This window comes from Pedobacter frigiditerrae (assembly GCF_004331645.1).
Taxonomy (GTDB): Bacteria; Bacteroidota; Bacteroidia; order Sphingobacteriales; family Sphingobacteriaceae; genus Pedobacter; species Pedobacter frigiditerrae.
Genome location: NZ_SJSK01000001.1, coordinates 455422 through 474441 on the forward strand (window position 1 = coordinate 455422; position 19020 = coordinate 474441).

Annotated in this window: 18 protein-coding genes; 11 read left to right on the top strand and 7 right to left on the bottom strand. The window is 34.6% G+C overall.

Annotation, left to right across the window (positions count from 1 at the left end; genetic code table 11):
* Nucleotides 1-78: 78 nt before the first annotated feature.
* From EZ428_RS01950 to EZ428_RS01960, 3 genes are all read left to right on the top strand, one after another.
* Nucleotides 79-543 (top strand): DUF4920 domain-containing protein, encoded by a 465-nt coding sequence (locus EZ428_RS01950; protein ID WP_131551424.1) that lies wholly within the window; start codon nt 79-81, stop codon nt 541-543.
* 147 nt (nt 544-690) lie between these two features.
* On the top strand, nt 691-1248 hold the full coding sequence (locus tag EZ428_RS01955; RefSeq protein ID WP_131551425.1) for a LemA family protein: 558 nt from the start codon (nt 691-693) through the stop codon (nt 1246-1248).
* A complete protein-coding gene (locus EZ428_RS01960) occupies nt 1248-2204 on the top strand; it encodes a DUF3137 domain-containing protein (RefSeq protein ID WP_131551426.1) in 957 nt (318 codons plus the stop codon). The genes EZ428_RS01955 and EZ428_RS01960 overlap by 1 nt, the downstream gene beginning before the upstream one ends.
* A gap of 425 nt (nt 2205-2629) precedes the next feature.
* Here the strand turns inward: EZ428_RS01960 and carB are convergent, their stop codons facing one another.
* Nucleotides 2630-5527, bottom strand: coding sequence for a carbamoyl-phosphate synthase large subunit (carB, locus tag EZ428_RS01965; protein WP_131551427.1), 2898 nt, complete (start codon nt 5525-5527; stop codon nt 2630-2632).
* Between the two features lie 209 nt (nt 5528-5736).
* Nucleotides 5737-6054 (bottom strand): carboxypeptidase-like regulatory domain-containing protein, encoded by a 318-nt coding sequence (locus tag EZ428_RS01970; protein WP_131551428.1) that lies wholly within the window; start codon nt 6052-6054, stop codon nt 5737-5739.
* A gap of 240 nt (nt 6055-6294) precedes the next feature.
* On the opposite strand from EZ428_RS01970, the gene EZ428_RS01975 reads away from it, so the two are divergent.
* The 8 genes from EZ428_RS01975 (at nt 6295) to EZ428_RS02010 (ending at nt 13949) form a co-directional block, all read left to right on the top strand.
* Nucleotides 6295-6816 (top strand): hypothetical protein, encoded by a 522-nt coding sequence (locus EZ428_RS01975; RefSeq protein WP_131551429.1) that lies wholly within the window; start codon nt 6295-6297, stop codon nt 6814-6816.
* A gap of 173 nt (nt 6817-6989) precedes the next feature.
* A complete protein-coding gene (gene pnuC, locus EZ428_RS01980) occupies nt 6990-7613 on the top strand; it encodes a nicotinamide riboside transporter PnuC (protein WP_131551430.1) in 624 nt (207 codons plus the stop codon).
* Nucleotides 7597-8124, top strand: a complete 528-nt coding sequence (locus EZ428_RS01985; protein ID WP_131551431.1) for an AAA family ATPase — start codon at nt 7597-7599, stop codon at nt 8122-8124. Before pnuC ends, EZ428_RS01985 begins: the two co-directional genes overlap by 17 nt.
* A gap of 311 nt (nt 8125-8435) precedes the next feature.
* Nucleotides 8436-10817, top strand: coding sequence for a TonB-dependent receptor (locus tag EZ428_RS01990; RefSeq protein WP_131551432.1), 2382 nt, complete (start codon nt 8436-8438; stop codon nt 10815-10817).
* 98 nt (nt 10818-10915) lie between these two features.
* Entirely contained in the window at nt 10916-11548 is a 633-nt protein-coding gene (locus tag EZ428_RS01995) for a thiamine phosphate synthase (RefSeq protein WP_131551433.1), read from the top strand.
* Between the two features lie 55 nt (nt 11549-11603).
* On the top strand, nt 11604-12245 hold the full coding sequence (locus EZ428_RS02000) for an alpha/beta hydrolase (RefSeq protein ID WP_131551434.1): 642 nt from the start codon (nt 11604-11606) through the stop codon (nt 12243-12245).
* A gap of 6 nt (nt 12246-12251) precedes the next feature.
* Nucleotides 12252-12650: a group III truncated hemoglobin gene (locus tag EZ428_RS02005; protein ID WP_131551435.1), complete on the top strand. Its 399-nt coding sequence runs from the start codon at nt 12252-12254 to the stop codon at nt 12648-12650.
* Nucleotides 12651-12656: 6 nt separating this feature from the next.
* The gene (locus EZ428_RS02010) at nt 12657-13949 is read left to right on the top strand and encodes an MFS transporter (RefSeq protein ID WP_131551436.1); all 1293 of its coding nucleotides are present in this window, start codon (nt 12657-12659) and stop codon (nt 13947-13949) included.
* Here the strand turns inward: EZ428_RS02010 and EZ428_RS02015 are convergent.
* From EZ428_RS02015 to pyrH, 5 genes are all read right to left on the bottom strand, one after another.
* Entirely contained in the window at nt 13946-14917 is a 972-nt protein-coding gene (locus tag EZ428_RS02015; RefSeq protein ID WP_225870974.1) for a family 43 glycosylhydrolase, read from the bottom strand. The two genes, EZ428_RS02010 and EZ428_RS02015, sit on opposite strands and share 4 nt — an antisense overlap.
* A gap of 9 nt (nt 14918-14926) precedes the next feature.
* Complete coding sequence (locus EZ428_RS02020) at nt 14927-16672, bottom strand: ABC transporter ATP-binding protein (protein WP_131551437.1); 1746 nt, start codon at nt 16670-16672, stop codon at nt 14927-14929.
* Nucleotides 16673-16761: 89 nt separating this feature from the next.
* Nucleotides 16762-17325: a ribosome recycling factor gene (gene frr, locus EZ428_RS02025; RefSeq protein ID WP_131551438.1), complete on the bottom strand. Its 564-nt coding sequence runs from the start codon at nt 17323-17325 to the stop codon at nt 16762-16764.
* A 37-nt stretch (nt 17326-17362) separates the two neighbouring features.
* Complete coding sequence (locus EZ428_RS02030; protein WP_131551439.1) at nt 17363-18241, bottom strand: hypothetical protein; 879 nt, start codon at nt 18239-18241, stop codon at nt 17363-17365.
* 7 nt (nt 18242-18248) lie between these two features.
* Nucleotides 18249-18956, bottom strand: coding sequence for a UMP kinase (gene pyrH, locus EZ428_RS02035; RefSeq protein WP_131551440.1), 708 nt, complete (start codon nt 18954-18956; stop codon nt 18249-18251).
* Nucleotides 18957-19020: the final 64 nt, after the last annotated feature.

The following is a 19020-nucleotide window of genomic DNA, read 5'->3' on the forward strand; positions in this document are numbered from 1 at the left end:
ACATTGCCTACTTAGAAGGATTTTAAATACTTTTGTAATAGATAAGAAATTGAGTTATATCAAATTAAATAAATTGAAATGAAAAGAATTATTTTGAGCTTGGCTTTATGCCTATTTACTGCTTTTGCATTTGCACAAGATGCTTACAAAGGAAAATCTTTTGGAGAAGGGGTTAAAAAAGGAGATGTAATAACAACCGCACAGGTGGAATCTACTTTAGGCGATAAAACTAAAAAAGACATGAAGGTAACTGGGTTAGTTACTTTAGTTTGCCAGAAAAAAGGTTGCTTTATGAATTTAGAATTGCCTAACGGTAAAACTATGTTTGTAAACTTTAAAGACTATGCTTTTTTTATGCCAAAAGACTTGGCAGGGAAGAAAGTAGTGATTGATGGCTTTGCCGAAAGAAAAGAAACATCCGTTGAAGATTTGAAACATTTTGCAGAAGATGCTAAAAAATCAGCTGAAGAAATAGCTAAAATTACACAACCTAAAAAAGAAATTGTGTTTGAAGCAAAAGGAGTTGTAATTTTGGAAGATTAAAAAGGTTCTCCTTTTTAGTATTGATTGATTTGAACCCTGTTGTCTCCGCAACAGGGTTCTTTTTTTGTAGCTAATTTTTGTAACAGCTAAACCAATTATATATCTTAATACTATATTTATATTTAACCTAGACTTAAACAAACAAAAATGATTATTGTAGCAGTAATTGCCATCCTTGTATTAATTATTGGCATAGGAATTTATAACTCATTAATAAGTAAGAAAAATCAAGTTGCCAATGCATTTTCTGCAATTGATGTAATGCTTAAAAAACGTTTTGATTTATTACCAAACCTTGTTGAAACCGTTAGGCAATATATGCAATACGAAGGCGACACCTTAACCAAAATCACTGAATTAAGAGGTAAAGCTTTGGGTAGCAATGTTAGTGAAAGTGACAAATTAGCTTTAGACCAACAAATTGGTTCTGCAGTAAAAGGATTAATGGTTAGTGTAGAGAATTATCCAGACCTAAAGGCAAATACCAACTTTTTAAATCTACAAAGCACTTGGACAGAAAGTGAAGAGCAAATAGCCGCAGCTAGAAGAAACTATAATTCATCTGTTACTACTTACAATAACGCTGTGATGATGTTTCCAGGTAATATGTTTGCCGGAATGCTAGGTTATCAGCCGATGCCAGTTTTAGAAACAGCAGAAGAAGAACGTAAGAATGTGGACGCTAAAGAACTTTTCAATAATTAATGGCAGTCAATTTTGTAATAAGTCCAGCGGTTCAAAGCGTTCTTGAGGAACTAGAAATTCAGCGAAAAAAAATTGTTTCGACCAATTATAAAGGTTGGGGCTTAATTCTAGGCGGCATCTTATTGGCTTTTCCTGTTACCAATTTTGGTGGGTTAATTGCTGGTTTATTAGTTGGTGCCGCTGCTGTAATTCCTGGCGGAGTTATGCTGTACAAAATAAGTGATGATACCGCTCAATATAAAAGTAGATTTAAAAAAGAAGTAGTTGGCGCTGCATTAAGTTCGGTAGACCAATGTCTAACTTTAGACCCTACAAATGGAATATCTGAAGCCGAATTCACCTCTTCTCAATTATTTACAACTGGCATAGACCGTTACCATACCGAAGATTTAATTTGTGGTAAGGTTGATAAAACTTCATTTTATTTCGCCGAAGTTCACGCAGAATATAAAACAGAAACTCGGACTAAAAACGGTACTCAAACCACTTGGCATGACATTTTAAAAGGTATTGTCTTTACTGCCGATTTTAACAAAAACTTTAATGGAGTTACCGTAGTACGTCCAAAAGATTTCGGTTCTTCAATAGGTGCATGGTTCTCTAAAAACATATTTTCTGTTGGCGATAAAAATGTTGTTGAGTTGGAAAATGATGGTTTCAACAAAAATTTCGTGACTTACAGTACCGACCAAGTGGAAGCTCGTTATATTTTAACTCCTGCAATGATGGAAAGAATTAACGACCTTAATCAGCGTTCTGCTTACACTGTTTCACTATCGTTTATCAATTCCAGTATGTACGTAGCTTTTCCGCTAGATAAAAACTATTTTGAAGCTCCAGTTTACAAAACGTTATTAAGGGCTGATTTGCTAGATGATGACATATCTATTCTAGGTTTTATGTATGATATTGTACACGAACTAGATTTAAATACCAGAATTTGGACTAAACAGTAATCCTTCGACTACGCTCAGGATGACATTTAAGCTTATTTGAAAAGCAAAAACAGCATTCCATTTTAAGGTTAGTCCCGCTTTTGCTTCTCCCGATGAAAAATCGGGATTCGTGCAATCGAGTTTAGTTTACGGAGGTTTGTGAAACTATGTGCGGTTCCTTGCACAAACTTAGGTTAAATAGCCCAAATTGAAGCGACATCCTTTTTTGTCATCCTGAGCCTGTCGAAGAACAAAAAAGATATAGCGGAAAGTTGGACTGCCTTTAATTGTTGTAGTGTTATTGCGCTTCAAAAAAATCGCTTTAAGATTGCTTCGTTCCTCGCAATGACGATATCGTTATAACAAAAAATCCCTCAACTTTCGTTAAGGGATTTAGTTTATAGACTAGTCTTCGACAAGCTCAGACTGACATTCCTTTTTTTATTCTATTTAGACAAATACATCGATTTATCCTTATATAACTTACGGAAATATGGGTCTTCTAAGTCTTTAATAAAACGAATTGATTCTCCTGTAGATTTCATTTCTGGACCTAATTCTTTCGTTACTTCAGGGAATTTATCAAAAGAGAATACAGGTTCCTTAATAGCATATCCTTTTAGTTTGCGAACAATTGTAAAGTCTTTCAATTTATTTACACCCAACATGATTCTTGCAGCAATATTAATGTAAGGTACATCATAAGCTTTTGCAATGAATGGAACAGTACGAGATGCTCTAGGATTTGCTTCAATTACATAAACTTTATCGTTCTTAACAGCAAATTGGATGTTTAATAATCCGATTACATTTAAAGCTTTAGCAATCTTCTTAGAGTAAGTTTCCATGTCGGCAATTACCTTTTCAGATAAGCTGAATGGTGGCAATACTGCAAAAGAATCTCCCGAGTGAATACCTGCTGGCTCAATGTGTTCCATTAAACCAACAATGTGACAATCAGTTCCATCAGAAATCGAATCCGACTCTGTTTCTTCTGCTCTATCTAAAAAGTGGTCGATAAGTACGCGATTACCAGGCAAATCTCCCAACAATTTAACAACTGCTTTTTCTAAATCCTCATCGTTAATTACAATGCTCATTCCTTGTCCGCCTAATACGTAACTCGGACGAACCAAAACTGGATAACCAACTTCGTTTGCAACTACGATTGCCTCTTCAGCATTTTCTGCAACCCCATATCTTGGATAAGGAATATCTAATTCTTTTAACAAGTCTGAGAAACGACCACGGTCTTCGGCAACATCCATATCATTATAAGCAGTACCGATAATTTTGATGTTGTTCTCGTGAAGTTTTTCAGCCATTTTAAGCGCTGTTTGTCCACCTAATTGTACAATTACACCAATTGGATTTTCAAGTTCTATAATCTCACGTACATGTTCCCAGAAAACTGGTTCGAAGTATAATTTATCGGCCATGTTAAAATCTGTAGAAACCGTTTCTGGATTACAGTTAATCATAATCGCTTCGAAACCGCTCTCTTTTGCAGCTAATAAACCATGTACACAAGAGTAATCAAATTCTATACCTTGTCCAATTCTATTTGGACCAGAACCCAAAACGATTACCTTTTTCTTATCAGATACGATTGATTCATTTGAACCTAACTCATCGCCATCTGAAAGTATCTCATTACCAACCAAAGAAATTTGGATTGGAGATTCTTCAAAAGTTGAGTAGAAATATGGTGTTTGTGCCGCAAACTCAGCTGCACAAGTATCAACCATTTTATAAACACGTTTAATGCCTAATTCTTTTCTGCGGTTGTAAACATCATCTTCTGTAACATTACCTAAAACATAGGCAATTTGAATATCAGAGAAGCCTCTTTGTTTTAAATTGAAGAAGAAATCTTTTGGTATGTTAGTTAACGAATAACGTTTAAGTTCTACTTCTATATTTACTAATTCTTGAATTTGAGACAAGAACCATTTGTCAATTTTAGTAACCTTACGAATAGATTCTAAAGGAACACCCATACTCATTGCATCTTTAATCAGGAACAAACGGTTCCAGCTTGGATGCTCTAAGCCATGCATGATTTCTTCGATATTTCTTTTTTGTCTGCCGTCTGCTCCTAAACCAGCTCTACCAATTTCTAAACTCTGACAAGCTTTTTGTAAAGCTTCGATAAAGCTACGGCCAATTGCCATTACCTCACCTACAGATTTCATCTGCAAACCAAGTTCTGTATTAGCACCTTTAAATTTATCGAAATTCCAACGAGGAACTTTTACGATAACGTAATCTAAAGTAGGCTCAAAATACGCCGAAGTTGTTTTAGTAATTTGATTTTCAATCTCATCTAAGTTGTAACCAATTGCCAGTTTTGCAGCAATTTTAGCAATTGGATAACCAGTAGCTTTACTTGCTAACGCTGATGAACGAGAAACACGAGGATTGATTTCGATAGCGATGATATCATCATTATCTGGATTTACAGAGAACTGTACATTACATCCGCCAGCAAAATTACCAATGGCACGCATCATTTTTATAGCCTGATTACGCATTTCTTGGTAACAACGGTCCGATAAAGTCATGGCTGGAGCAACAGTAATTGAATCTCCAGTATGAATTCCCATTGGGTCGAAGTTTTCGATAGAACAAATAATGATTACGTTATCATTTCCATCTCTCAAAAGCTCTAACTCATATTCTTTCCATCCCAAAACGGCCTTTTCTACTAAAACTTCATGGGTTGGAGAAGCTTCTAGTCCACGTTTTAATGCAGCATCAAATTCTTCTTTTTTATGCACAAAACCACCACCAGAACCACCTAATGTATATGATGGGCGAATTACCAATGGGAAACCGATTTCTTGAGCGGCTTCTTTACCTTCTAAGAATGAGTTTGCAATTTTTGAAGGCGCAACACCTACACCAATATCAACCATTAACTGGCGGAAAGACTCCCTGTTTTCGGTTTTCTCGATTGCAGCAACATCAACACCAATGATTTTTACACCGTGTGCCTTCCAAATTCCACGCTCCTCTGCATCTACACAAAGGTTTAAGGCAGTTTGACCGCCCATTGTTGGCAATACAGCATCAATTTTAGGTAAGTTTGGATTAGTTGCGTGGTCAGTTAAAATTTGCTCAATCGAATCTAAGGTTAAAGGCAACAAGTAAACATGATCGCCAATAACTTTATCCGTCATGATGGTTGCCGGATTAGAATTGATGATTGAAACCGTAATTCCTTCGTCTTTAAGAGAAAGTGCGGCTTGAGAACCTGCATAATCAAATTCGCAAGCTTGACCAATAATAATAGGTCCTGATCCAATAATAAGTACTGATTGTATAGAGAGATCTTTAGGCATTGTGGGTTTTTAAAAAAGTCTAAAGTAAAAAGTCAAATTCTGACTAATAGCTGGGAGAAATCCTTGCTACGATGTATTAAAAACTCCCACAGCTCTGTCGGGATGCAAAGATAGGTTTTTGAATAGAAAAAAGCTTGACTTTTTTGAAATTTATTGCAACAAAAAAGAGGACATTAAGCCCTCTTTCTTTTTTAACACACACAATATTTCTATTGTAATAACTTTATCTCTCCAATATCTGTTGTTGCACTATCTGTGACTGCTACATTTTCTACCGAAGTATCTTTATAAGGTGCATTTGCTTTTACCCAAACGGTATATGTTCCCTTTTTTACTTTACTAAATACAAAAGCTCCATTACTTATGGTACTCCTTAAAGTATCTGTTCCTGCAATTGCAACAACTTCTTTAGCACCTTCTGCTGGTGTAACTTTTCCTTGTATGCCACCTTCTTTGATAGAGCCGAATGCAAATAATCCTAATGATAAGCCTGCAACAGCTAAAATTCCTAAACTCGCTCTTTTCATGATAATAATCTTTAGTTTAATTTCTATTAATTAAGCGTAATTCTATTTTCATTTCAATCTGTTTAAACTATAATAAATTAACATCCTGTATGGGAGATTGTTTTAATTGATTTTGAGTTTTACTACGAATGAGACTTATTTAAAACTGTATTTAAATTTCAACAATAGTTTAAAAAACAAGACAATATTGATTGATTTTTTACAAAAAAAACTTTTAAGCCCAATGATTGTTTGTAGTATATGAAAAAAATAATTTTATCATTTGTAATAATATCTAGCCTTTTGGCAGGATGTGCAACAGTACAGTCAATCATTAAATCTACCTTCCCCTATACTTCGAGTTTGATTATCCCTGCAAGCTCAAAAATAAATACAACATTAAGCGCTACAAGCTCGGCAAGCAGTTTTGACCAAATCTTTGGCAATCAAAATGGCACCAATTACATTAAGGAAGTAAGGATAGCATCAGTTAGGTTAGATGCAAGTAACCCTACAAATCAGAACTTAGGGGTTTTTAAATCCGTAAAAATATTTTTAGTTAATGGCGCTGGGGCTGAAGTCATGGTTGCGTCAAGAAATGATGTCTCAGAAAATATTGGCAACAATCTTGTACTAGACATAGACAATTCACGTTTTGTAGATGAATATGTGAAAGGGAATAACTTAAGAGTGAGAATGGAATACACTTTAAGAAGTTCTTTATCAAGTGATGTGAGCGTGAGGGCCGCGATTAATTTTAATTCAACGCCTAATACTAATTAGATTAAAAATTTCCTCAACAAGTTTGAGGATTCTTCATAAATAGTTTGTTTGGTTTATTGTCCGGTAGGCGTTGTTTCCTATCGGACTTTTTTGTTTTTAAGATTTTCCTTAAATTATAATTCAGTCTTAAATCTCACATCTCAATACTCATATCTATTTTATACTTTTGAAACATGTTATTACTGGCAATTGGATTTAGCGAAAGCATAAAACAGTTTCTCTTTGGGACTGGTTGGTTAGAGTGGTGCGGTGTATTTACTGGAATTCTTTGCGTGTGGTTAGCGGCTAAAAACAACATTTGGAATTGGCCAATTGCTTGCATTAGTGTAATTATCTATGTTTTCATATTCTCTGAGGGTAGACTTTATGCAGATGCTGGCTTGCAAGTTTATTTCCTTTTAACAAATATCTATGGCTGGTATTATTGGAGCAAGCAAAAAGATAATCCTGAAAAAGAGCAACCAATTATAAATATTACTAAACAAGAAGTCATCCTCTCAATTATTGGAGTAATAGTATTTACTTTAGGACTAGGTTTTACTTTATTCCATAAAACCAACGCGTCATTTCCTTTCGTTGATAGCTTTTGTACAGCCTGTAGCCTTATTGCACAAGTTTTTCTTGCTAGGCGTGTTCTACAGAATTGGTTAATTTGGATATTTGTAGATATTATTTATGTAAGTGTATATTTTTCAAAAGACTTGTATGCAACAGGGTTGATGTATGCTTTATACATTGGCATTGCCACAATGGGTTATTTAGATTGGAGAAAGATTTATCGTGAACAAAACAATTAAAAAGATAGCAATTGTTGGCCCTGAAAGCACGGGCAAATCTACCATATCCATCGCATTGGCAAAACATTATAATGTGCCTTGGGTACCTGAATATGCTCGTTATTATTGTGCAGCCTTAACAAGCGATTGCACTTTACAGGATGAGATTAATATGTTTCACGGGCAAGTTGCATTAGAAGAATCTATTTTGGCAACGGCCGAAACTGAATTTATTATTTGCGATACAACCTTTGCTACCGTAAAAATTTGGAGCGATGAGTTTTTTGGAGAAACACCTCAAGTTGTTTTAGATGGCTTGACAAATCGTCCTTATGATTTCTATCTTTTACTAGATATTGATTTACCTTGGCAGGATGACCCTCTAAGAGATTTTCCGCATAAGCGTGATTATTTTATGGAAATTTGGCATAAAGAATTAAAAGCATTAAACGCAAATTATAAAGTAATTGGAGGTATTGAAACCCGATTACAAAATGCGATTTATGCTATTGATGATTTCTTAAGGACCTAACAATCAGTCATTATAATACTATTTTCAAATCAATTTCTTAATCTTAATCCTTTTACATTACATTTGCACCATCAATAAGGGGTGCCTTGTTTTGTAAAAAACACAAATAAAGGCTGAGAACATACCCATTTTAGATGGAAGAGGGAAAATGTAAGATGGAAAAGGGAGACCTTCAGCCTTTTTACTTTCAACCGTCAACCTCTAAATGCACCTGATCCAGGTAATGCTGGCGTAGGGATGGTTTATGGAGTTTAACTAATTCGGAGGTAACCCCAGTTTCCGAAACGTTTAACTAAAACAAAAAATACAAATTGAAAAATTTAAGATTATTGGCATTATTTGCCATGCTGTTGCCTTGTGTTGCAATGGCCCAAATTACTGTTAACGGAAAAGTAACCGAAAACAATCAAAAATCTTTAGCTGGAGCAACAATCAAGTTAAAAAACAAAGCAGTAACCATTCTGAGTGACAAAAATGGAGACTATACCTTAAGTGTATCTCCAGGCAAATACACTCTTAGTGTGAGTTATTTAGGTTACAAAACCGAAGAAAAAACTGTTGATTTAAACTCAAATACCATCATTAACTTCAGTTTATCTGTACAAAGTTTTGTAGGTGATGAAGTGGTGGTAAGTGCTACACGAGCATCAAAAAACACGGCCACAACCTATAAAAACCTTGACAAAGCTGCATTAGATAAAAACAATCTTGGGCAAGACCTCCCATATTTATTAAATCAAACACCGTCGGTTGTTGTGAGCTCTGATGCTGGTGCAGGGATCGGTTATACAGGGATAAGGATTCGTGGAAGTGATGCAACAAGGATAAATGTAACGGTAAATGGCATTCCGTTAAATGATGCGGAAAGTCAAGGTAGTTACTTTATCAACTTACCAGATTTAGCTTCTTCTGTGGATAATATTCAGATTCAACGTGGTGTTGGCACTTCTACAAATGGTGCTGGTGCTTTTGGCGCAAGTTTAAACATACAAACTACAACCAGAAGAGATTCTGCCTATGCTGAAGTAAATAGCACTTATGGTTCTTATGAAACTTGGAAAAACACAGTTAACATCGGTTCAGGACTGATCAATAATAAATTTAGTTTTGATGGTCGCTTGTCAAGAATTAAGAGTGATGGTTATGTGGATAGAGCCTCTTCAAACTTAAAATCGTTTTTCGTATCTGGTGCCTATTATGGCAAAAAAGATATTCTTCGTGCCAACGTATTTAGCGGCACCGAAAAAACTTATCAGGCATGGAATGGTATTTCAGAAGCGCAATTAATAACCGATAGAAGACATAATGATTTTACTTACGATAACCAAACCGATAACTATCAGCAAGACCATTATCAGTTATTTTACACCCGTAATTTAAGTAATCAGCTTGTGGCGAATGCAGCACTTCATTATACTTATGGAAGAGGTTATTATGAAGAGTTTAAAGAAAATCGCACATTAGCAGACTATAACATTGCACCTGTCGTAATTGGTGGCACTACTATTACCGAGTCTGATTTAGTAAGGAGATTATGGCTTGATAACGATTTTTATGGCGTTACCTATTCCTTAAACTACACACCAAAAACCAACCTAAACTTTATTTTAGGTGGAGCTTATAATGAATATGACGGAAAACACTTTGACGAAGTGATTTGGGCTAAGTATGCAAATTACGATGCAAGTGGTTCAATGATACACAGATATAATGATAATGATGCTTTTAAAACTGACTTTAACATTTTTGGAAGAGCAAATTATCAGCTAGATAAATTTAACATTTTCGCAGACCTTCAATACCGCCATGTTTACTATTCATATTTTGGTAAAGATCTAGCTGGTAATCCTGCACAACAAAATGCAACTTTAGATTTCTTTAATCCAAAAGCTGGTTTAACCTATAATATTAACGAAAAAAGTAATGTTTATGCATCTGTTGCTATTGGAAACAAGGAGCCAAATAGAAGAGATTTTACTGATTCTAATATAAACAGCAGGCCAAAATCAGAAAATTTAACAGATATTGAAGCTGGTTATAGAACACAATTTAACAACCTTTCATTTGGGATTAATGGCTATGCCATGCTTTATAAAGACCAGTTAATTAATACTGGAAAACTGAACGATGTTGGAGGACAAACCAGACAAAATGTGCCAGATAGTTATAGATTAGGTATTGAATTTGATGGCCGTTGGCAAATATTAAAAAACTTTTATTGGGCAGCAACAGCAACATTAAGCCGTAATAAAATAAAAGAATTTAACGAGTACATTTATGATGAAGACCCTGCTGCATTAAATCCAACAGTAGTTAACACTTATAAAAACAGCAATATTTCTTTCTCTCCATCGGTAATTGCATCGAGTGAAATTGGTTATGGACTAATTAAAAATGGTGAAATTGCTTTCATTAGTAAATATGTTGGCAAGCAAAATTTAGACAATACGTCTGCAAATAGCCGCACATTATCTAGCTTTTTTGTAAACGATATTCGCCTAAGCTACAATACCGCTTTTGCAGGTGTTAAAAATGTGGGCTTAACTTTATTGGTAAATAATGTGTTTAGCACACTTTATGAAAACAATGGAGGTTCTTACAGTTATCTTTACGGCGGAGTTCTAGATCGTGGTAATTATTATTATCCACAAGCAACACGTAATTTTTTGTTGAGCTTGAACGTTAAGTTTTAACCTATTTAATAACTTGTCATTGCGAGCTTTGCGAAGCAATCTTTCTTGCCAAGATAGACTGCCACGTCGTTCCTCCTCGCAATGACTATTTGATTGCTATGAAAAAATACATCGAAAAGCTTCATTTCATTACACATAATATTCCACAAAGTTCTCATGTAGAACAAGTTCAAGTAGCCTGTGAAGCTGGGGCAAAATGGATTCAATATCGCTGTTTAAGCAAAGCTGATGATGAACTTTTAGCCGATATTAATGCCATAGCAGAAATCTGCGATGATTGGGGAGCAACTTTAATCGTAACCAATCACATTCACTTAAAAGATAAGGCCGATATTCAAGGTTTTCACATTGAAGATATGGATGCTGATTTCATTGCCCTGCGTAAACAAATTGGAGAAGAGTTTACTTTAGGAGGTTCTGCAAATACTATAGAAAATTTAATTCGATTAGCAAATGAAGGTGCAGACTATGCAGGTTTCGGTCCGTTTAAAGTTACCACTACAAAACCTAACGACTATCCATTACTTGGCGTAGAAGGTTATGTTGATGCGATAGAAAAATCGAAGGCTAAAAATATACATTTACCCATTTTAGCGGTTGGTGGAGTTACTTTAGCAGACATTCGCCCGCTTTTAGACACTGGGATTTATGGTATTGCAGCATCCTCAGCTATCAATCAAGCGGAAAATATGTACGAGGCATATCTCGATTTCTATAAGGCTATTATTTGAAATATAAAACCTCGTAGGTTTTGAAACCCACTAGGTTTATTCCTAGATTTACTATATGGTTTATTTCATTAGCGGTTTAGGTGCCGACGAAAGGGTTTTTCAGTTTCTAGATTTATCCAAAATTGAACATCGATTTATTAAATGGAATAAGCCTAGAAAAAATGAAAGCTTATTTAATTATTGCCAAGAACTCACTGAACAAATAGACAAAACTAAGGAAGTAATTCTGATAGGTATTTCTTTCGGAGGAATTATCGCTCAAGAAATTTTGAAAATTCTTGCCTGTAAGAAAGTAATCATTATATCCAGTGTAAAATCTAAAAGTGAATTTAGTTGGCAGCTCAAGCTAGCTAGTCGATTACAAATCCATAAAATTGCCCCACTTTGGTTGCTGACTTTGAGTAATTTACTTACTGCAGATTATTACTTCGACACAAAAAGCAAGGAAGAATCTAAATTACTTCATCAAATCATTAAAGACACTAATCCAAATTTTTTAGTTTGGGCAATTCATCAAATAATGAATTGGGATAATGATAAGCACTCAGAGAATTTAATACATATTCATGGAACATCTGATAAAATATTTCCAATTAAAAATATCCAAAATGCAATAGAAATACCAAATGGAGGTCATTTTATGATTGTAAATAAAGCTTCTCAAATAGAACGGCTTATATTTGATAGCATTAAGTAACACAATATGGAAACCAAACAGACAGACATTCTTAATTTAGATGATGTTAAATTATTGGTAAATGACTTTTATGAAAAAGTTCGAGATAATGAATTATTATCACCTGTTTTTAATGGGGTTATTAAAGATAAATGGCCCGCACATTTAGAGAGAATGTATGGTTTTTGGCAAACATTATTATTGGAGGTACCGGCCTATAGTGGAACTCCTTTTCTAAAACATGCAAAACTTCCAATAGAGAAGGAACATTTCGATACTTGGATTAGTTTATTTAATGAAACTGTTGATGAACATTTTACAGGCGAGAAAGCTAGTGAAGCTAAATGGAGAGCGGCAAGAATGAGTGAGATGTTTCAATATAAATTGGATTATTACAAAAACAATCCTGCACAACCACTAATATAATTTGCCTTGGAAGCATCATCAGTTATAGTAGAAAAAAAAGATCCTTTTGCCTCCTTACGTTACCGCGAATTTCGCTCTTATTTAGGAATGCGCTTTTTCTTTACGTTTGCCTATCAAATGCAGGCGGTAATTATTGGGTTTCATATTTTTAAAATAACAAAAGATCCATTGGCACTAGCTTTTATTGGTCTTTGTGAGGCTATCCCTGCTATAAGTATCGCTCTATATGGTGGATATGTAGCTGACAAAACTGAAAAGAGAGGATTGCTTTTAAAAATATTTTCTGGTGTATTTTTATGTTCACTAATTATGTTAGTGACTACCTCTAATAAGATGCATTCTTATGTTCCAACTAGCTTTATCATTCCGATTATGTATTTTATGATATTTGGGATAGGCTTAGCAAGAGGTTTTTTTGGACCAGCTACTTTTTCTCTAATGGCTCAAATCCTACCTAAACCTTTATACCCAAACGCAGCAACCTGGAGTAGCTCTAGTTGGCAAATGGCTTCCATTGCAGGACCAGCAATTGGGGGTTTGATTTATGGGTTTTACGGAATAACTATTACTTATCTTGTTATTATAAGTTTTATATTTTTTGCTTTAGTCTGCATCTTCTTTTTGAAACCTCATCCACCAACCTTTATTCCTAAGGAAAGTATTGTTAAAAGTTTAAAGGAAGGCATCAACTTTGTTTTTAAAAGTAAAATGATGCTCGGTGCAATGAGTTTAGATTTATTCTCTGTATTTTTTGGAGGTGCTGTGGCTTTACTGCCAGTATTTGCAGATGAAATTTTGCGTGTTGGTTCTGAAGGATTAGGATTTATGAGGGCCTCAGCTTCATTAGGTTCGGTATTAACCATGTTGCTTATGACTAGGTTCTCACCAATGAATAGACCTTGGAGAAACTTGTTAATTGCAGTTACTGGTTTTGCAGTTAGCATTATTTGTTATGGTCTATCTACCAGTTTCTATTTGACTTTATTCTTTTTATTCTGCGAAGGTGCGTTTGATAGTGTAAGTGTAATCATTCGCTCTACTATTATGCAATTGCTTACGCCAGACCAAATGAGGGGCCGTGTTTCGGCGGTAAATAGTATGTTTATTGGTTCATCTAATGAGATTGGAGCGTTCGAATCTGGCTTAACAGCAAAACTCATGCGAACCGTTCCTGCTGTAGTTTTTGGAGGAAGTATGACTTTAGGGATTGCAGCCATTACCTATTTTAAAACTAAAAGTTTGCTGCCATTAACCTTAAACGATATAAAACCAGCAGATAAAATAGAAGAGCAGATTTAAGGTTGTTTCCTTACATTTGGCCAACCATCTTTCCAATCTAAAACTTCAATCCTCAGTTTTGATTTGCCATTATCTTTTGCATCATATCCATGGAAAATAAGGTAATCTTTTCCTTCTATATGGTAGACGGCGTTATGCCCAATGCCATGCCAGTTTTCATTTCCAGCTAATAAAATCGTTCCGCCTCCATTTGCTAGAGGAATATTTAATTGATCAAAATAAGGGCCTTGAACATTTTTAGATCGACCAACAATCAGTTTATAGGTACTTGCTTCACCCTTGCAGCAATAATCTATCGAAGCAAAAAGATAATAGTAATCATTCTTCTTAAATATGAAAGGTGCTTCAATTGCATTATTGCCAGATTGTCCTTTTTTCTTTTGACTTGCGATGGTTTCAATTTTGTAAATGCTGGTATCAATACTTAACAAGTCTTTTGTTAGTTGCACCATTTTAATTCCGTCCCAAAAAGAACCAAATGTCATCCAAGGTTTACCGTTATCATCTATAATTACATTTGGGTCAATTGCATTCCAATGTGTTTTTCCTGGCGTAGATTCAATGACCTTTCCATGATCTACCCATTTAAAACTTGAATCTGATGGATTTAAGGTTTTGTTAGTAGCTACCCCAATTGCGGAAGAGTTTTTGCCAAAAGTAGAAACCGAATAAAACAAATAATACTGATTGTTGTGATAAGAAATATCTGGCGCCCAAATATGCCCTTTAAACCCAGGTATAGATTCTACAGCCCAAGTTTGAGCCGTTGCAAAAACTGGCCGCTCTAGCTTCCAACTTAGTAAATCTTTAGAACTTTGTACCTTAATTCCGTTTCCAGTACTAAACAAATAGTAAATACTATCTTGTTTAATCATTACTGGATCATGAACAGAAATACCTTTTTGAGTTGATTGAGCCTTAACACAAGCAATGCTAAACAAAATCAATATTGTAAAAAGGTATTTCACTAAATGCAATTATCTTTCGCCCACCTGTTGTCTCCACATGGCATAATACAAGCCTTTTTCTGCTAATAAATCTGCGTGTTTACCTTGTTCAATAATATTTCCTTTTTCTAAAACGAAAATTCTATCTGCATGGCGGATAGTTGATAATCGGTGTGCAATTAAGATGGTAATTTGACTGGTTATATCAGAAACCTCGCGAATGGTTTTGGTAATTTCTTCTTCAGTAATCGAATCTAAAGATGATGTTGCCTCATCAAACACTAAAATATCTGGATTACGTAATAATGCTCTAGCTATTGATAAGCGTTGTTTTTCTCCACCCGAAACCTTTACACCACCTTCACCAATCACAGTATCAAGTCCTTTATCGGCACGAGCTAATAAATTCTGACAAGCTGCCTGATGTAAAACTCTCATACAATCTTCATCACTTGCACTTGGTTTTACAAAAAGTAAGTTTTCTCTTATCGTACCAGAAAATAGTTGAGTATCTTGAGTTACAAAACCTATTTTTTCACGTAATTGATTAAGGTCAATTTCTTTACCTGAAATTTGATTGTATAATACTTTACCCTCCATTGGTTGATACAAACCTACTAAGAGCTTTACCAAGGTAGTCTTTCCAGAACCCGATGGTCCTACAAAGGCTATGGTTTCACCATTATTTGTTGTAAAACTGATGTTGCTTAATGCATTGGTTTTCCCAGAAAGATGTTTGAAGTTTACATCCTCAAAAGTTAAAGTACTAATTTTTTCAACCTTAATTGGGTTTAATGGTTTATGTTCTACAGGTGTGCTTAATATTCTTTTAAAGTTACCTAATGAAACCTCTGCTTCTCGCCAAGCCAAAATCACTGTTCCAATTTCTTGAAGCGGACCAAACAAAAAGAATGAGTAGAATAAAAATGAAAGATATTGCCCTGGAGTAATATTATTTTCGAAAATAAGCATTAACAGTACTACAATCATCGTACTACGCACCAAATTCACGGTAGTTCCTTGCACAAAGCTCATACTTCTAACGTATTTTACCTTTTTAAGCTCAAGACCTAATATTTTATAAGTTGTATTATTTAACCTCCCAATTTCTTGATCTGCGAGACCCAAACTTTTTACCAACTCTATATTACGCAACGATTCAGTTGTAGAACCAGCTAATGCTGTGGTTTCAGAAATTATTGAACGTTGTATTGTTTTAATTTTTCGACTCAAAAACCAACTAATAAAACTGATAATGGGAATTGATGCAGCATAAACTAAAGTTACTTTATAACTAATAGATAGCGAATAAACAATAACGAACATCAATCCAATAAAACTGATAAAAAGAATGCTAATAAATGAGGTGATAAATTTTTCGCTATCTGTTCTTACTTTCTGAAGGATAGAAAGAGTTTCTCCACTTCGTTGATCTTCAAATACTTGATACGGCAACTCCAAAGAGTGTTTAAGCCCATCTGCATACATTTTTGCCCCAACCTTTTGGATGATAATACTGGTAAAATAATCCTGAAAGTTTTTAGCAATCCTAGATACCATGGCCACACCAATTGCAGCCCCAACTAACTTTAGAACACCCATTATGTAAGCCTCCTTATTAGATTGGTATAAACCTGCCTTTGTGATGAACCTATCCATTAATTTCCCTGTAATAGCAGGATCCATTAATGAGAAGCCGATGTTCATAGCAGCTAAGCATAAAGCAAGCACCACTAACCATTTATGTTCTTTTAAATATTGGAGCAGTAAGTTCATTTTTTTTTATTGTTTGGGTTGCAAAAATAAACAAAGGGAATGAAGCTTAGCTACATTCCCTTTTAAATTACATTTAGACTATACTGAGATTAGATGGTCATGATATCTTTTTCTTTTATTTCTGCGTGTTTATCAACTTTAACAATGTAAGCATCAGTTATTTTTTGAACCTCACCTTCGCCAGTTTTAATCTCATCATCAGAAATACCTTCACCTTTTAATCTTTGGATTTTACCGTTTGCATCTTTACGAATATTACGAACAGTAATTCTTCCTCTTTCTGCTTCTTCCTTAACTTTTTTAACCAAATCTTTACGACGTTCTTCTGTTAAAGGCGGTACAACCAAACGGATAATTATACCATCATTCTGCGGGTTAATACCAATATTAGCTTCCATAATTGCTCTTTCAATTGGAACCAATAACGATTTTTCCCAAGGTTGGATAATTAAGGTTCGAGCATCTGGGGTTGTAATTCCACCTACTTGTGCCAAAGGAGTTGGGTTGCCATAATAGTCAACCATGATTCCATCTAACATTCCTGCTGATGCTTTTCCCGCTCTTATTTTAGTCAATTCTGCTTCACAATGGGCAATTGCCTTATCCATTGTTGCTTGTGCGTCTGCTAATTGTTTCTTTATGAGGTCATTCATAATTTGTAGTGTTTGTACAAAAATATAAAAATTAGTGTTATTTAGCTACAGCTGTTAGCATTTCTAATTCGTAAGCTAAAAATCTTCCTTTTGAAAGTTGTGTTGTTCTCTTACCGTTTTCAAATTTAAATTCAGTTTCTACTAGCCATTCTCCAAGGTTGTGCCTAATGTAGGTTTTAGCAGTATCAAGACTATTTATTATAACTAAAGGAACAGTTACCCACTTTCCCTTTTTAAATTGCTCACCTTCTCTTTTTATAAAATTTGCTGGCGTTAAGGCTTCGAATCCAAAAAAATAACTCCCTTTTTCTAGGTAAAAATTTAAGCTCTTCAAATCAAATTGCAATTTCTTCTTATCCATATTGCCAACAATACTTTCATTAATTAAGGCTTTGCCAGGCTTCCCATTATCATCTTTAAACAAAACAAATCTATAATCACTAACGTTCGATTTATCTTGAACTTTAATTGGAAAAGTAAGTTTATTTAAAAACCCAGCACTATCTACCTTAATTTGAATAACCTTATTTAAGGCAGCGTTTGAAAAATTAGGGTAGCTCCAAAAACGATCAGCTGGCGTATTTTTAATCTTTAAGATATTTGACTTTGCATAGGCAACTACAACATCTTCTAATTCGTTTAGTGCACTTTTTAATACAATCTCTCTCATACTGTTAATTGCTGAATAAGGCAATTTTACATCTTCGAATCCTAGCAAGTGAAATAAATAACTAGCATTTTTATTTAAGGAAATTTCTGAAAAACCTTCATTGTTGGTTATTCCAATCAATGAATTATCCTTTTCAACCAAAAAGATAGAAACGTTTGCTAATAAATTACCTGATTCATCTTTAACAACAATTTTTTGTGCAAAACAGGTATTTAATAACAGAAGAAAAATAACGAAATACTTCATTCAGAAATTAGCCCATTACTAGCGTTCCAATCTCTTCGCCTTTGGCAATTTTCATAAAGTTTCCGTTTTTATTCATGTCAAACACAATGATTGGAACTTTATTTTCTTCGCAAAGTGTAAAGGCTGTCATGTCCATTACATTTAAGCCTTTAGCATAAACTTCTTTGAAAGTGATTTCTGAATATTTAGTAGCATTTGGATCTTTCTCAGGGTCAGCAGTATAAATTCCATCAACGCGAGTTCCTTTTAGTACCACATCTGCAGAAATTTCAATAGCTCTTAAAGCAGCAGCAGAATCTGTTGTGAAATACGGATTTCCTGTACCAGCACCAAAAATAACTACACGACCCTTTTCAAGGTGACGAACAGCTCTTCTTCTTACAAATGGCTCACAGATTTGCTCCATTTTAATAGCTGATAATAAACGGGTTTTTAATCCAACTTTCTCAAGTGCATCTTGCAAAGCCATGCTATTAATAACAGTGGCAAGCATTCCCATATAATCGGCTTGTGCTCTATCCATTCCAGATTTTTCTGCACTTAAACCTCTAAAAATGTTTCCTCCACCAATTACAATTGCAATTTGTAAGCCTTTGTCATGTACAGCTTTGATATCTTCAGCGTATTGTTTAACACGCTCATTATCAATTCCATATTGCTTATTACCCATTAACGATTCGCCACTTAGCTTTAGTAAAATCCGTTTATATTTCATGACCTCAAAAATATTAACAATTTTTTACTTAGCTACTATGGTTTTTAATAATTGATGTAATTAT

Bases quoted from the DNA above. Each gene is read 5' to 3' on its own strand.
- pyrH (WP_131551440.1), bottom strand. From the start codon at position 18,956: ATGAAATATAAACGGATTTTACTAAAGCTAAGTGGCGAATCGTTAATG.
- EZ428_RS02000 (WP_131551434.1), top strand. From the start codon at position 11,604: ATGGTTTATTTCATTAGCGGTTTAGGTGCCGACGAAAGGGTTTTTCAG.
- EZ428_RS02005 (WP_131551435.1), top strand. From the start codon at position 12,252: ATGGAAACCAAACAGACAGACATTCTTAATTTAGATGATGTTAAATTA.
- EZ428_RS01970 (WP_131551428.1), bottom strand. From the start codon at position 6,054: ATGAAAAGAGCGAGTTTAGGAATTTTAGCTGTTGCAGGCTTATCATTA.
- EZ428_RS02020 (WP_131551437.1), bottom strand. From the start codon at position 16,672: ATGAACTTACTGCTCCAATATTTAAAAGAACATAAATGGTTAGTGGTG.
- EZ428_RS01950 (WP_131551424.1), top strand. From the start codon at position 79: ATGAAAAGAATTATTTTGAGCTTGGCTTTATGCCTATTTACTGCTTTT.
- EZ428_RS01960 (WP_131551426.1), top strand. From the start codon at position 1,248: ATGGCAGTCAATTTTGTAATAAGTCCAGCGGTTCAAAGCGTTCTTGAG.
- EZ428_RS01975 (WP_131551429.1), top strand. From the start codon at position 6,295: ATGAAAAAAATAATTTTATCATTTGTAATAATATCTAGCCTTTTGGCA.
- EZ428_RS02030 (WP_131551439.1), bottom strand. From the start codon at position 18,241: ATGAAGTATTTCGTTATTTTTCTTCTGTTATTAAATACCTGTTTTGCA.
- carB (WP_131551427.1), bottom strand. From the start codon at position 5,527: ATGCCTAAAGATCTCTCTATACAATCAGTACTTATTATTGGATCAGGA.
- EZ428_RS01995 (WP_131551433.1), top strand. From the start codon at position 10,916: ATGAAAAAATACATCGAAAAGCTTCATTTCATTACACATAATATTCCA.
- EZ428_RS01955 (WP_131551425.1), top strand. From the start codon at position 691: ATGATTATTGTAGCAGTAATTGCCATCCTTGTATTAATTATTGGCATA.
- pnuC (WP_131551430.1), top strand. From the start codon at position 6,990: ATGTTATTACTGGCAATTGGATTTAGCGAAAGCATAAAACAGTTTCTC.
- frr (WP_131551438.1), bottom strand. From the start codon at position 17,325: ATGAATGACCTCATAAAGAAACAATTAGCAGACGCACAAGCAACAATG.